This window comes from Micromonospora sp. NPDC047812 (genome assembly GCF_040704175.1).
Classification (GTDB): domain Bacteria; phylum Actinomycetota; class Actinomycetes; order Mycobacteriales; family Micromonosporaceae; genus Micromonospora.
On sequence record NZ_JBEYRY010000007.1, the window covers coordinates 91,176 to 104,439 of the forward strand.

Below are 13,264 nucleotides of genomic sequence, written 5' to 3' on the forward strand. Positions count from 1 at the left end.
TTCCCCGGCTCCCCGTCCGTCTCCCCCGCCGGAAAGGCGCTTCGTGTTCGGTCTGTTCGAAAACCCTGTTGATCCCTTCCCGCCCGGCGACGACCGCACCCCGGCCGCCGGCGCCGGGCGGTTCCTGCTGGAGGAGCTGCGACCGCTACGGCCGGTCGTGACGGCGGCCGTCGCCACCACCGTCCTGGCGGCCGCGATCGAGGTCTGGCTCATCGGGTACGCCGGACGTCTCGTCGACACCCTCGCCGCCGCGAGCCCGCAGCGGCTCTGGGCCGACCACGGCACCGAACTGCTCACCGTCGCCCTGTTCGTGCTGCTGGTCAGGCCGCTGATCCACGTGGTCGGCGAGGCGCTCGACGACATCGCGTTCCGCGCCAACGCCCGCCCCCTCGCCCGCTGGCGGGCACACCGGCACGTGTCCCGGCAGTCCGTCGGCTGGTTCCGCGACGACCTCGCCGGACGCATCGCCACCTCGGTCCGCGACGGTGGCGATGCCGCCAGCACCGCCGCGTACTCGGTCGTCCACACGCTGGTGTTCGTGATCGCCTACACCGCCGGCTCGGTGTGGCTGATGTCCACGATCGACGTGCGCCTGCTGCTCCCGCTGGGCGCCTGGATCCTGGCGTACGCGATGCTCATGCGGTGGGTGGTGCCGCGCTACCGGCGCGCGTCGGAGCGCCTGCAGGACGCGGAGTCCACGCTGACCGGCCTGCTCGTCGACTCGTACGGCAACGTCGACACGCTCGCGTTGCTCGGCGGCCGGGACACCCGCACCGAGCACGACCGCCGGGTGTTCGCGCTGTCCCGGCGCGCGCACCTGGACCTGCAACGGGTCGAGGTGACGATCAACGGCACCATGATGGCGCTGAGCAGCGCGCTGCTCGTCGGACTCGTCGGATACGGGATCGTGCTGTGGCGTACCGGTGCCGCGCCCCTGGGCCTCGTCGCGGCCGCGCTGGCGCTCAGCTTCCGGATCACCGCGATGGCGGAGTGGCTCCTGGACGCCGTGTCGTCGCTGTTCGGGTCCGTCGGCGCGCTGCGGCGGGCCCTGCGGACCGTCGCGCAACCGCTCGCGGTCGCGGACAAACCCGGGGCAACCGAGCTGCGGGTCCGGGGTGGAGCGATCACCTTCGCACAGGTCAGCCATCACTACGGCCGCGGCGGGGGCGGGCTCGACCGGCTCAGCCTCGACGTCGCCGCCGGTGAGCGCGTCGGCATCGTCGGCAGGTCGGGTGCGGGCAAGTCCACGCTGGTGGGTCTGCTGCTGCGATTCCACGACGCGGAGTCCGGCACGATCATGATCGACGGCACCGACGTCACGGACGTGACGCAGGAGAGCCTGCGCGGCCAGATCGCCATGGTCGCCCAGGAGGCCACCCTGCTGCACCGCTCGGTCCGGGAGAACATCGCCGGCCCCGGTGACGCCGACGACGCGCGGATCGAAGCAGCGCTACGCCGGGCGTCCGCCGACCGGTTCGTCGCCACGCTCAGGGACGCGGACGGCCGGACCGGCCTGGACGCACACGTCGGCGAACGCGGCGTACGCCTGTCCGGTGGCCAGCGGCAGCGGATCGCGCTGGCCCGAGCGTTCTACCGCAACGCGCCGATCCTGGTCCTGGACGAGGCCACGTCCGCACTCGACTCCGAGGCGGAGGCCGCCATCCACGACACCCTCAGCGAGGTGATGACCGGCCGTACGGTGATCGCGATCGCCCACCGGCTCTCCACCATCGCCCGGATGGACCGGATCGTGGTCCTCGACGCCGGCCGGATCGCCGAGCAGGGCACCCACGCGAAGCTGCTGGAACGCGGCGGGCTCTACGCGGACCTGTGGTCGCGGCAGTCCGGCGGATTCCTCGGCACGGCCGCGGTCAATGCCGCAGCGGTCCCGTGACCTCGATCGGCTCCACGTGCCCGGTGAGCGGCATCCGACGGTGCAACTCGAGCCCGACGTCGATGACGACGGAGCGGTCCAGGGCACTCACCCGCGTCATCGGGATCCACCGCGCCAGGTCGGTCGAACCGCCCGTCTCATCACGAAGCTCGCCGCCGGTGACGCCTACTTCGTAGAAGACGCCCACGCTGTGCAACTCGGCGCCGTCGGGGCCGCCCCACTCGACGCGCCTCACCCGCGAGTCCACACCGAGCAACCGCTCGACCTGAACCTCGTAGCCCGTCTCCTCGGCCACCTCGCGGACGACCGCGTCGAACGGATCCTCGGCGTGCTCGACCTTCCCGCCGGGCAGCGTCCAGTGTCGCTGGGATCCGTCGGGCGAGACGTACCGGGCAAGCAGCAGATGTCCGTCCCGCAGACACACCCCGTACGCGGCGACCCGCAGCCGTTGCGCGACCACCTGAGCTCTCCTTCTCACCACGAGTCGCGGCGCTCGCCACGACGACCGACCGTTCGCCGTCCGGCACCTGTACCTCAGGCGCGGCACCGCCAGGGTAGTCGCGTGGAGCGGGACGACCGGCGCCGTCACTCCTCGTCGTTCGGCGCGGCGGCGACCGCGTACGCCGAGCACCGGTGCCGCGCTGGCCGTAGCGATGGACCAGGCACAGGTCGTCGATGATGCCGGCGACCGGGGCGGTCACGGCGCCCTCCTGCTGCTCTGGAGTGGCACCGGCCGGACGGCCGACGCCTTCGGGCGCGCGGGCGCCGTGCGCCGGGGTGGCGGGGTGGCGGGGACGGCTGGTCGGCCGACGGTTGTCGCTACTGCCCGTCGGTCGTCTCGACGCGGGCGATGAGCTGCTTGAGTCGCGCGATCTCGTTGGCGAGCGCGGTGGTGCCGGTGGCGGTGAGGGTGATCCAGGTGCGGCCGCGTCGGCCCTCGTAGCCTTTCTGGATCTCGATCAGGCCGGCCGTTTCCAGCACGCTGAGGTGCTTGGAGAGATTGCCGGCGGTCAGCTCGAGGTGGGTGCGCAGGTAGCCGAACTCGACCCGGCGGGCCTCGTGCGCGATGGTCAGGATGCCCAGCCGTGCCCGCTGGTGCACCACCTCGTCCAGCCCGGTGACCGGGTGTCCCGCGTCCGGATCCGGGACGCCGGTCGTGGCCGTCACCGCTGCCGCCTGCGGGCCGCCCTGAAGAACCCGGCCGCGCCGAGCAGCAGCAGCGCGCCGCTGATGACTTGCGGTACCGCGAACCGTGCCTGAAGTCCCCAGCCTGCCAGTCCCCAGCCCTCGTTCATCGGCAGCACCAGCAGCACCAGGGCCAGGTAGGCGAGGGTGAACAGCAGCAGCCCGATGTTGCGCTCGATCCGGGCCAGCACCACCAGCGCGATCCCGATCATGCTCCAGGGTGAGACCAGCCGGTCCAGGATCAACCCCCAGTACGGCAGCGGCTGCTGCGGCAGCGGGTGCTGCGGAAAATACAGGGCTGCGGCTACCCACGCGGCGGTGAACACGACGGTCGTCGCGACGCCGGCGACCGCGTACGGCAACGCCCGGGCACCCAGGCCCCGCGCCCGGGCGGCCCGCACGTAGCAGACGGCGATCGCCGTGTAGGCCAGCAGGAACGCCGCGGGCCAGTAGAACAGCACGCCCCGCCGGGCGAACTCGCAGCTGGTGTCGGGGTGGCAGCGCACCATCATGCCGAGCCAGTCGAACGGGATCCCGACGAGCGTCACCGCGCCTAGCACCAGCAGTGCAACCCAGGTCATCCGTTGGTCGAGGCGCACCTGGAGCGCCAGGGAGCGAACGTCAGACAGCAGTCGGCGGGGATCGCCACCGCCAGGAACCGGACCAGTAGTCATGCCGACAGGTTTCCACAGCAAACCTGTCGGCGCTAGTGCCAACTTGGCGCTGAGACGTCAGATGGTCCGCGGCGGGCGGGCTGGCCCCAGCCGCACATAACAGTCATTATGATGTGCGGTCGATTTGCGGCTTTCGTGCAGGCTCTTTACAGGTTTGTCATTACCGGTAATCCGATAATCAACGGGGGCCGACCGTCTCGTCTCAGGGAGCTGAGGCAGCGCCTTGCCGCGGTCATCGGGAGCCGGCTGGCGAGTGGGAGGGGCTCGTCCATACTGGTCCGCCATGGACCTGGACGAGTATCAGCGCGAGGCCCTTCGTACGGCCGCCCCGCGTGACAAGAAGAACGAACTGCTCCACCTCGTACTCGGACTGGTCGGCGAGTCTGGTGAAATCGCCGAGAAGTTCAAGAAGTGGGTCCGGGACCTCGACAGCGACGAGTCACGGATCGACCGGGCCGACATCGCCAAGGAACTCGGTGACGTCCTCTGGTACGTGGCGGTACTTGCCGACTACCTGGATCTCACGCTGGACGACATCGCGACCGCCAACCTGGCCAAGCTGGCCAGCCGCCAGGGCCGTGGCGTGCTGGGTGGCAGCGGCGACAACCGTTGAGTCGGGGATTACCCGTGTAGGCAGTGGGTCGGCTGGAGGACCTGAGCCCGACCTGCGGCGGCCCGACGGTCACCCCGCCTGGCTACCATGCTGCCATGATCGAGGAACTGGTCCGGGCGGCCGGAGCCGGCGACGACGCCGCGCTCGAGGAACTGATCGAGATCGCCGCCGCCGAGCCGGCGCGCCTCGTCGGACACCTGAGTCAGCTGCTCGACGCGGGCGTACTCTGGCCGCCGACCTTGTATCGCAGCGCGACCGCAGACGTGGTCCGCCGGATCATCGACGACGTCGATGCCGGCCGGGCGCCGCACCGGCTCAATCATCTGTTGCTCATCCTCGCGCACGCCTCCGACCCGCGCGCTGAGCAGGCCCTGCGGAGATGGCAGGAGCAGCCGCCGGCCGGTGCGGACAAACTGCACGTCGGGGCGCTGGCCTACGCCCACCAGGCCGGTTGGACGGTCGCTCCCGACGGCAGCCGCCGGGAGCTGTGCGCACCTACGGCGTACCGGTTGATTCCGAACGAGGTGCCAAGGCCCGCCGACGGCCCTGCCTGCCCGTGGTGCGCCTCTCCGCTGTGGACCATCGCCGACCTCGACACCGACACCCCGGAGGTGGGTGAGGTCTTGGCCCACACCGGCTGGTCCGGCCGGCTGAGGATCGTGACCTGCCACATCTGCGCCTGCTACACGACGCTGTGCTGCGAGGTCACGCCCGACGGCGACGCCGTCTGGTGGTCGGGCAACTGCCGCCCGGACTACGCGCCGGTCACCACCGAGCCGGAGGACCCCCCGGCCGTGCTTCCGGCCGTCGGCCCCCGCCGGACCTCACCGTTCGAGGCCAGCGCGTGGAACGAAGGCGGCTCCACCCTGGGCGGCCATCCCGACTGGATCCAGGACGCCGAGCACGTCGACTGCCCCGCCTGCCGGCAGCCGATGGACTATCTCGGCCTGGTCGGCGGAGCCGACGTGGACTTCGGTGAGGGCGCCTACTACCTGCACCTGCACGCGCCCTGCGGCGTCGCGGCGGTGAACTACCAGCAGAGCTGATCACTGCGGCCCGTACGAACACCCCGGCCGGCGTCGGTACGGTGAGGTGATGACGACGGAACCCCGAGTGCTGATCTCGGCCGACATGGAGGGAATCTCGGGGATCGTCCATCCGACCGAGACGAATCCGGGTGGCTACGACTACGAACGCTCCCGCAGGCTGATGACGGCCGAGGTGAACGCGGCCATCCTTGGTGTGCTCGACGCGGAGCCGGACGCGGACGTGCTGGTGGCGGACGCGCACGGGCCTTTCCGCAACCTCCTGCCCGAGGAACTCGACCGCCGGGCGCGACTCGTCCGCGGCAAGCCCCGCCCCCTGAGCATGGTCGCGGGGCTCGAGATGGGCGCCGAAGCGCTGCTGCTCGTCGGGTACCACGCGCGTGCCGGCGCGGGACCGGCGGTGCTGGCCCACACCATGAGCGACGCGGTGCTCGACGTGCGACTCAACGGGCGGCCGACGGGCGAGATCGGCATGAACACCGCAGTGGCGGGTCACTTCGGTGTGCCGGTGGTGCTGATCAGTGGCGACGACGTCGCGTGCGCCGAGCTGCGCGACTTGGTCCCCGACGCGGTGACCGTCGAGGTCAAGCGCGCGCTGGGCCAGGCGGCTGCGGTGACGCTGCACCCCGGGGCGGCCCAGGAGCGCCTTCGGCGGGCAGCCGCGACGGCGGTGGGACGGCGCGCGGAGGTGCCGCCGCTGGTCCTCGCCGGGCCCGTCGACGTCGAGGTCGATCTGTGCAGCCCGACGACCGTGGACCAAGCGACGCTGGTGCCTGGTTTCGCCCGCGCCCCCGGCGCGCGTACGGTGACGTTCACCGGCCGGGACATGGTCGAGGTATACCGAGGGGTGCAGCTGCTCGTGCAGCTCGGCCAGATCAAGCCCGGCTGACCGCTCACGCGTCAGCGGTGGTCGTTCTCCTTCAACTCGATGACCCAGGCGCGCCGCTCGGCGATCTTGCCGTCGCGCATGACGAACACCTCGGCCATCGACATGCGCATCTCCTCGCCGGTGTCGCGTCGCACCGAGCCGACGAGTTCCGCCATGACGGTGTCGCCCTGCTCCACCATGCGTACGACCTCAAGGTGGGGCGGCGGCACGAAACCCGGCCCCTCGATCGCCGCGTCGTACGCCTCCTTTCCCTTGAGCTGGAAGGCGCCGAACACCGTCCACTCGATGTCGTCGGTGAGGCAGGACAGGATCTGCGCGTGGTCGTTCTTCCGGAAGCCGTCCAGGTAGGTCTCGACGGTCTGGGTGTTGCGCGACATCAGGCGGTGTCCCCTCGTCTCGGCGGGCCTGCCCCGACGGCAGACCTGCCGACGCTAACCCCGAGGTGTGACGGCCGGCCCGTGGGACGCGCCGGCCGTCACGCAGCTCAGGACGAGGCCCGCCGGGACCGGTGGTTGGCGTGCTTGCGGGCCGCGAAGTCGTACGCCTCGGCCAGTAGTTGCCGCACCGTGTCCACGCTCGCCTCGCCGGGGTTCACGACACACACCCAGTGCTGCGGGGCGTAGACCGGATGCGGCAGCACGGTGTCCGTCACCGTGTGGTCGACGTCCGGCCCGTGCCGCTGCGCAAACAGCGCCCCGTACGTCGAGCGGGTCAACCCGATGTTGAGCCGCCACGCACCCGGCCTGTCCAAGGCGGAGGCGTCGTCGTAGTGGTCGCCGGTCACGATCGTCGCGAACGGCAGCTGTCGCTCGGCGGGCAGGTCCCGACCCGGGTCGTAGATGTAGAAGGTGTCCCCGTTCGCCTCCACGGCGTTCACCCCGTCGAAGGTCTCGCGGACGTACCGCTTCATGTCCTCAACGTCCATGCCTCAAGTTTTTCATTGAAGTGCTTCTTGAGGCTTACGTCCTATTTCCGCCAAACGTGCGCCGTGAACCCTCAAATCGGGGTGACACCAGCCGTGCCGGGCTCCGCCCGCGACCGGGGCCGGCTCGCGGGCGGATCCGGTCGCGGGCGCTGCCGTCAGCCGGCGCCGTCGAGGACGGGGATGAGCTGCTCCTCCTCGTACGTCAGGTGGGCCTCCAGTTCGGTGGTGAGACGCTCGACCTCCCGGCGGGCCTGGGCCGGGTCGGCGTCGGGGTCAGCGACGACCTGCTGGAGGCGTTCGACGAGCGCCGCGATGCGACGGTGTTCCTCGCGCAGCCGTGCCAGCGTCGGGGCGAGGTCCGGACGCTGCCCCTCCAACCCGGTGAGCATCCCGTCGTCCTCGTTGCGGTGATGGTGGTGCAGGCCGTGGCAGAAGGTCAGGCAGTTGACCCGCAACTGCGCGCCCAGGCCCGGCCCGGAACGGGCGACCTCGTCGCGGATCAACGCCAGCTCCCGACGGAACGCGTCGTGGATCAGCCTGAGCGCCGCGCCCCAGGACGCCGCCTCCGGTGGCCCGCCCGCCACCTGGTGCAGGGCCACCACGGGGATCACCCGTGTCGTCTTCGCCTGGTACGCGGCCCATCCGGGGTCGGCCTCCACGGCCCGGGCGAAGATCTCGTCGCGTTCGGCGCCGGTCAGCACGACCGCGCGGGCCTGGTAGGTGAAGACCCCGTCCTCGACGGTGGCGAGCGGGTCGGCGAGCAGGTTGTGGTACCAGTCCGGGTGCTTCGGACCGCCCCCGGCCGAGGCGATGACGAGGATGCGTTCCTCCCCGTCGGGCAGGTAGCCGACCGGGGTGGTGTGCGGGGCGCCGGAGCGGGCCCCGGTGGTGGTGAGCAGGATCAGCCGGGCCCCCTCGAAGGGGCCGCCGACCCGGCCGGAGTTGGCACGGAACTCGTCGATGATCTGCTGGTTGAAGTCGTTGGGCAATGCTCTGCTCTCTGCTCGGGCAGGAGGTTGCGGCCACGGTGGATCGCCCGCCCGGCGACCGGTGGCGGCGAGGATGCGGGTACGCCGGCGGACGGCCGGCGTGGACGGTGAGGCGAAGCGTGACGCGGTGGACGTGGCGTCGACACCGGCAGGTGCGGGGCGTCGGCGGGCCGCGGGCCCGCCCCCGGCTCACCTGGCGGCCGGGTGCCCTGTCCGCTCGTGGCCCATGGCCGACCCGGCAGTCACGGATCTGACCCTAGTGCCGGGGGTCACGGCGGGCAAGCGTCATCCGGTTGCCGCAGCCGTGGTGCGGATGGCACGGTCGGGAGATGCCCGAGCTGACCGGCGTCGACGTGGACCGCGCGGTGACCGAGATGACCGCCGTTCTCGGCCCGCACACCGGGCGGGACTGGGGCGTGCCGGCCGGCGGACTGGAGTGGAGCTGCTGGAGCACCGCCGCGCACGTCGCGCACGACCTGCTGGCGTACGCCGGCCAGGTCAGCGGGCGACCCGACGACGGCTACCTGCCGTTCGACCTGGTCGTCTCCCCCGCCGCCGGCCCGGCCGAGGTGCTGCGGGTCGTCGTCGCCTGCGGTGGCCTGCTGCGGGCGGCCGTCGACGCCGCCGGGCCGGACACGCGGGCCTGGCACTACGGTCCCTGCGACCCGGCGGGCTTCGCGGCGATGGGGGTGGCGGAGACGCTGCTGCACACCGACGACATCGCCCGCGGTCTCGGGGTGCCCTGGCAGCCGCCGCAGCGGCTCAGCGCCGCCGTGGTGCGGCGGCTGTTCCCGGACGCGCCCGCCGGGCCCGCGCCGCAGGTGCTGCGGTGGCTGACCGGCCGTGGCGAGCTGCCCGGCCGCGCCCGGCGTACGTCCTGGTCGTGGCGGGCGGCGGTGGACTGACGGCGGCTACGCCGCCCGTCGCCGCCAGGGCGGTCGCCAGCCCCGCCGGCGCGGTGCGGCCGGCGGCGCCGGGGGCGGGGTCGGGGGCGCCGCGGCGGTAGCCTCCCGCTCGGTCCGCCAGCGGCGGACCACGTCGTCGGCGTTGACCGGGCGCACCGCGACCCGGGGGCCGGTGGGCGTACGCAGCCAGGAGAGGATCTGGGCGTTGAGGTCGGCGACGAACGCGCGCACGGACTCCTCGGTCGGCAGGTCCCGCACCTCGTCGGGCACCTGTTCGATGCGGCGGCGCAGTTGCAGTGGCGTCGGCAGCAGCAGATCGGTGGGGAGCTTCTCGCGCTCCAGGAAGCTCTTGATCCACCACGACTCGTCGTAGGGCTGGCCGCGACCGGGGATGGGCTTGCCCATGCCCGGCAGGTTGTCGAACTCGCCCTGCTCCTGCGCCGCGCGGATGCGCGCCTCGACCGTCGCTTCCCAGCTGTCCACCTGCCGACACCTCCCCCGGCCCCACGGTAACGCGGCCACCGCGTCGGGGCCGACGGAAAGTCAGCGCCCCGCCCGGGCCGGACATTCCCGGGCGTGCCGGTGGCCGTCATGGGGGAACGGCGGTCGCGCCGGCAGCACCTCCTGAAAGAGGTAGCCGGCCTTCTCCGCGACGCGACAGGACGCGGGGTTGTCGACCTGGTGCAGCAGGTCCAACCGCCGCAGGCCGGGGAACCGGGCGAACGCCCAGTCGGTGACCGCGGTCAGGGCGTGCGCGGCGATGCCCCTGCCCCGCGCGGGCGCGGCGGTCCAGTAGCCGACCTCGGCGTCCCCGCCGCCCTCGGTGACGTTCTTGAGGATCACCTGTGCCACCAGGGTCTCGCCGGCCGGGTGCGGCTCGAGCACGGCGAAGCTGAACCGGTTGCCGTCCTCCCAGTCCCGGTGTGCCGCGGCCAGGAACCGGCGCGCCTCGGCGGCCGTGGTCACCGGCGCCCGGGTCCAGCGCCGCAACACCGGGTCGCGGTACGCGTTGATCAGGGCGTCGGCGTCGTCGTCGCGCCACGGGCGCAGCAGGAGTTCCGGCAGGGTCGGGGTGGCCGGGGCGTGCAGCATCGGCATAGTGTGCCCGTCGCCGCGTCGGCGGTGGGGGCGGGCGCCCGGCTCGCGGCACGCCGAAACGGGTCGGCGGCGCGGTGACGTACGGCGTAGGGTCGGCGCGAGTCGGGTGCAACGGGGGAACGCGGCATGGTCGGTACGGGTGCGTTGGTGGGCATCGCGCTGGTGGCGCTGGGGATGGTGTTGACCCCCGGCCCGAACATGGTCTATCTGGTGTCCCGGTCGGTGACGCAGGGCCGGCGGGCGGGGCTGGTGTCGCTGCTCGGCGTCGCCGCCGGATTCGGTGTCTACCTGGCCGCCGCGGTCGCCGGCATCGCGACGGTGTTCGTGCTGGTGCCCGCCCTGTACACGGCGGTCAAGCTGGCCGGCGCGGCGTACCTGCTGTGGCTGGCGTGGCAGGCGCTGCGACCGGGCGGGCAGTCGCCGTTCGCCCCGGCGCCGCTGCCGCCGGACCCGGCCCGGCGACTGTTCACCATGGGTCTGGTCACCAACCTGCTGAACCCCAAGATCGCGATTCTCTACGTGTCGCTGCTGCCGCAGTTCATCGACCCGGCCCGTGGCCACGTGGCCGCGCAGAGCCTGCTGCTGGGGCTGACCCAGATCGCGGTGGCGCTGACGGTGAACGCGCTGATCGTGCTCAGCGCCGGCGCGCTCGCCGGGTTCTTTGCCCGCCGGCCGCTCTGGCTGCGGGTGCAGCGCCTGGTGATGGGCACGGTGCTGGCGGGGCTGGCGGTGCGCATCGCCGCCGACCGGTCGCGCGCCGCCGTCGCCATGCCCTGACCGCGAGCCCGCCGGAAGCCCACGCGCCGGACCGGCCGGCGAGCGGCGTCGGGGGTTCGCCGGGCGGCGGGGCAGCCGTCGGCGCGATCCGGGGCGCCACGGCAACCGGCGGCATCAGTTCTCCCGGAGCACGGCGGCGCCCCCGGCGGGCAGGTGCACCTCCGTGGCGGCCGTCGCGCCGGTGAGCAGGTCGACCCCGGCCGCCGGGACCCGCTGCGGCCGGTCGGTGTGGTTGAGCAGGAACAGCCAGCTCGCCCCGGCGGCGCGTCGCCGGATCGCCTCGACCCCGGCCGGCGCCGCCGGGCAGACGGGTGTCGCGCCGGCCGCCCGCGCCGCGTCCGTCACCAGCCGGCGGTAGGTGGCCTCGTCGGGCCGGGTGGACAGGTACCAGGCCGTGCCGGCGCCGCTGCGGTGACGGGTGACCGCCGGCAGCCCGGCGAGCGTGCCACCTGCGTACGAGGCCACCGGCTGCGCGCCGGCGAGGCGTACGGTCTCGGCCCAGAGGCGACCGGTTCCGCCGTCGGACAGGGGCACAGTCTCGCCGTCGGCGAGCGGGTGGAACTCCTCGACGCGTACGCCCAGCACGTCGCGGAACGCCCCGGGGTGACCGCCGAGCCGGACCCGGGCGTGCTCGTCGGCGACTCCGCTGAGCCAGGTCACCAGCAGGTGACCACCGCCGTGGACGTACCCGCCCACCCAGTCGGCGGTGGCGTCGGAGGCCAGGTAGAGGGCGGGCAGCACCAGCAGCCGGTACCCGTCGATCCGGTCGCCGGGCAGCACCATGTCGGTGCCGAAACCGGCGTGCCACAGCGCCCGGTGCGCCGCGGCCACCTCGTCGCCGTGGCGCAGGTGCGGCGACGGCATCCCCGGGTGGCCCAGGGCCCAGCCGCTGGCGGCGTCCCAGGCGATGGCGACGGCGGCGTCGACCGCGCCGTCGTCGACCTCCGAGATCCGCTCCAGCGTCGCGCCGAGGTCGACGGCCTCCCGGAACACGCGGGTGTCGGGGCCGGCGTGCGGCACCAGCGCGGAGTGGAAGCGTTCCGCCCCGCCCGCCGGGGCCCGCCACTGGAAGAACATGGCGCCCCGCGAGCCTCGGGCGACGTGGGAGAGGCTGTGCCGGGTCATCCGGCCGGGTTCCTTGGCGTGCATCCGCCCGCCGCTGTGGATCTGGTTGGGGGCGCTCTCCATCAGCAGCCACGACGCCGGCCGGTCGACGTCGCCGGTGCGGCGAGCCGCGCCGTGGCGGGCCCAGCCCCGGGCCAGGTCGGCGGCGAGGGCGGTCTGTTCCTCGGCGCCGCCGTCGACCGCGTCCGGGTAGTGGTCGATCGCCACCATGTCCACCTCGGCGGCCCAGCGGGCGTGGTCGACGGGCACCCAGTCGGCGAGGACGTGGTTGGTGGTGACCGGGACCGCCGGGTTGGCCGTGCGCAGCAGGTCGCGCTGCTCGACGTACGCGGCGAGCAGGGTGTCCGACCAGAAGCGGCGGAAGTCCAGCAGGTGCCCCGGGTTGGCCAGGTACTGCGTGGCGCGGGGCGTGTCGATCTGCGTCCAGTCGGTGTAGTGCTGGCTCCAGAAGCTCGTGGCCCAGGCGGCGTTGAGCGCGTCGAGGTCGCCGTGCCGGTCGGCCAGCCAACGTCGGAACGCCCGCGCGGTGTGCGCGCAGTGGCACGTGGTGCCGTACTCGTTGTGCACGTGCCACAGCGCGAGCGCGGGGTGGTGGGCGTAGCGGTCGGCGAGGGCGGCGGCGATGCGCCGGGCGGCGGCCCGGTAGGCGGGCGCGGCGGCGCAGTAGGTGTCCCGGCTGCCGTGGTGCAGGCGGACGCCGTCGGCGGTCACCGGCAGCGCGTCGGGGTGCGCCAGCGAGAACCAGGGCGGGGGCGACGCCGTCGGGGTGGCCAGGGCGACGCCGATGCCGCCCTGGTGCAGCAGGTCCAGCACCCGGTCCAGCCAGTCGAAGGTGTACCGGCCGGGCTGCGGTTCGAGCCGCGACCAGGCGAACACGCCGACGGTGACCAGGTTGACCCGGGCGCGACGCATGAGGGCGACGTCCTCGCGCCACACCTCGGCCGGCCACTGTTCGGGGTTGTAGTCGCCGCCGTAGCGGAGTCCCGCGCCGTCACCCCACATCGTCCACCGCCAGTTTGTTGGGGAAGCGTCCAAAATATTGATCAGTTTTCGGCCTGTCAACGCCGATGCCGAGCCGACGTAGTGAAGGTTGTCGTTGACAGTTAGTTGGGAAGGCAAAGAAACTGACGGGACCGTCGGAACC

15 protein-coding genes are annotated in these 13,264 nt (G+C 72.8%); 6 read left to right on the top strand and 9 right to left on the bottom strand.

Annotated features, from left to right (window positions below):
- Positions 1-43 precede the first annotated feature (43 nt).
- Complete coding sequence (locus AB0883_RS23960) at positions 44-1,894, top strand: ABC transporter ATP-binding protein (protein ID WP_366643471.1); 1,851 nt, start codon at positions 44-46, stop codon at positions 1,892-1,894.
- Here AB0883_RS23960 and AB0883_RS23965 read toward each other — a convergent pair.
- The 3 genes from AB0883_RS23965 to AB0883_RS23975 all read right to left on the bottom strand — a co-directional run bounded on the left by AB0883_RS23965 (position 1,872) and on the right by AB0883_RS23975 (position 3,660).
- On the bottom strand, positions 1,872-2,354 hold the full coding sequence (locus tag AB0883_RS23965; RefSeq protein WP_366643472.1) for an NUDIX hydrolase: 483 nt from the start codon (positions 2,352-2,354) through the stop codon (positions 1,872-1,874). The genes AB0883_RS23960 and AB0883_RS23965 overlap by 23 nt on opposite strands.
- A 359-nt stretch (positions 2,355-2,713) precedes the next feature.
- Positions 2,714-3,061, bottom strand: coding sequence for a transcriptional regulator (locus AB0883_RS23970; RefSeq protein ID WP_366643474.1), 348 nt, complete (start codon positions 3,059-3,061; stop codon positions 2,714-2,716).
- Positions 3,058-3,660 (bottom strand): hypothetical protein, encoded by a 603-nt coding sequence (locus AB0883_RS23975; protein WP_366643476.1) that lies wholly within the window; start codon positions 3,658-3,660, stop codon positions 3,058-3,060. The genes AB0883_RS23970 and AB0883_RS23975 overlap by 4 nt, the downstream gene beginning before the upstream one ends.
- A 376-nt stretch (positions 3,661-4,036) precedes the next feature.
- Here AB0883_RS23975 and AB0883_RS23980 point away from each other — a divergent pair, with 376 nt between their 5' ends.
- From AB0883_RS23980 to AB0883_RS23990, 3 genes are all read left to right on the top strand, one after another.
- Entirely contained in the window at positions 4,037-4,366 is a 330-nt protein-coding gene (locus tag AB0883_RS23980) for a nucleoside triphosphate pyrophosphohydrolase family protein (RefSeq protein WP_366643478.1), read from the top strand.
- A 95-nt stretch (positions 4,367-4,461) separates the two neighbouring features.
- A complete protein-coding gene (locus tag AB0883_RS23985) occupies positions 4,462-5,412 on the top strand; it encodes a hypothetical protein (RefSeq protein WP_366643480.1) in 951 nt (316 codons plus the stop codon).
- A gap of 67 nt (positions 5,413-5,479) precedes the next feature.
- A complete protein-coding gene (locus AB0883_RS23990; protein WP_366643481.1) occupies positions 5,480-6,301 on the top strand; it encodes a M55 family metallopeptidase in 822 nt (273 codons plus the stop codon).
- 11 nt (positions 6,302-6,312) lie between these two features.
- Here AB0883_RS23990 and AB0883_RS23995 read toward each other — a convergent pair whose 3' ends face one another.
- The 3 genes from AB0883_RS23995 to AB0883_RS24005 form a co-directional block, all read right to left on the bottom strand.
- Positions 6,313-6,678 carry a nuclear transport factor 2 family protein gene (locus AB0883_RS23995; protein ID WP_366643482.1) on the bottom strand — a complete coding sequence of 122 codons (366 nt, stop codon included), beginning with the start codon at positions 6,676-6,678 and terminating at the stop codon, positions 6,313-6,315.
- 107 nt (positions 6,679-6,785) lie between these two features.
- Positions 6,786-7,226, bottom strand: a complete 441-nt coding sequence (locus AB0883_RS24000) for a DUF6194 family protein (protein ID WP_366643483.1) — start codon at positions 7,224-7,226, stop codon at positions 6,786-6,788.
- Between the two features lie 155 nt (positions 7,227-7,381).
- On the bottom strand, positions 7,382-8,215 hold the full coding sequence (locus AB0883_RS24005; RefSeq protein ID WP_366643484.1) for a nitroreductase/quinone reductase family protein: 834 nt from the start codon (positions 8,213-8,215) through the stop codon (positions 7,382-7,384).
- Between the two features lie 329 nt (positions 8,216-8,544).
- Between AB0883_RS24005 and AB0883_RS24010 the strand changes: the two genes are divergently transcribed.
- Positions 8,545-9,120, top strand: a complete 576-nt coding sequence (locus tag AB0883_RS24010; protein ID WP_366643485.1) for a maleylpyruvate isomerase N-terminal domain-containing protein — start codon at positions 8,545-8,547, stop codon at positions 9,118-9,120.
- Positions 9,121-9,126: 6 nt separating this feature from the next.
- Here the strand turns inward: AB0883_RS24010 and AB0883_RS24015 are convergent, their stop codons facing one another.
- Complete coding sequence (locus AB0883_RS24015) at positions 9,127-9,603, bottom strand: DUF1992 domain-containing protein (RefSeq protein WP_366643486.1); 477 nt, start codon at positions 9,601-9,603, stop codon at positions 9,127-9,129.
- 60 nt (positions 9,604-9,663) lie between these two features.
- Positions 9,664-10,212 carry a GNAT family N-acetyltransferase gene (locus tag AB0883_RS24020; RefSeq protein ID WP_366643487.1) on the bottom strand — a complete coding sequence of 183 codons (549 nt, stop codon included), beginning with the start codon at positions 10,210-10,212 and terminating at the stop codon, positions 9,664-9,666.
- Positions 10,213-10,344: 132 nt separating this feature from the next.
- Here AB0883_RS24020 and AB0883_RS24025 point away from each other — a divergent pair, with 132 nt between their 5' ends.
- Complete coding sequence (locus AB0883_RS24025) at positions 10,345-10,995, top strand: LysE family translocator (RefSeq protein ID WP_366643488.1); 651 nt, start codon at positions 10,345-10,347, stop codon at positions 10,993-10,995.
- A 114-nt stretch (positions 10,996-11,109) separates the two neighbouring features.
- Here the strand turns inward: AB0883_RS24025 and AB0883_RS24030 are convergent, their stop codons facing one another.
- Entirely contained in the window at positions 11,110-13,122 is a 2,013-nt protein-coding gene (locus AB0883_RS24030) for a beta-galactosidase (protein ID WP_366643489.1), read from the bottom strand.
- Positions 13,123-13,264 lie beyond the last annotated feature (142 nt).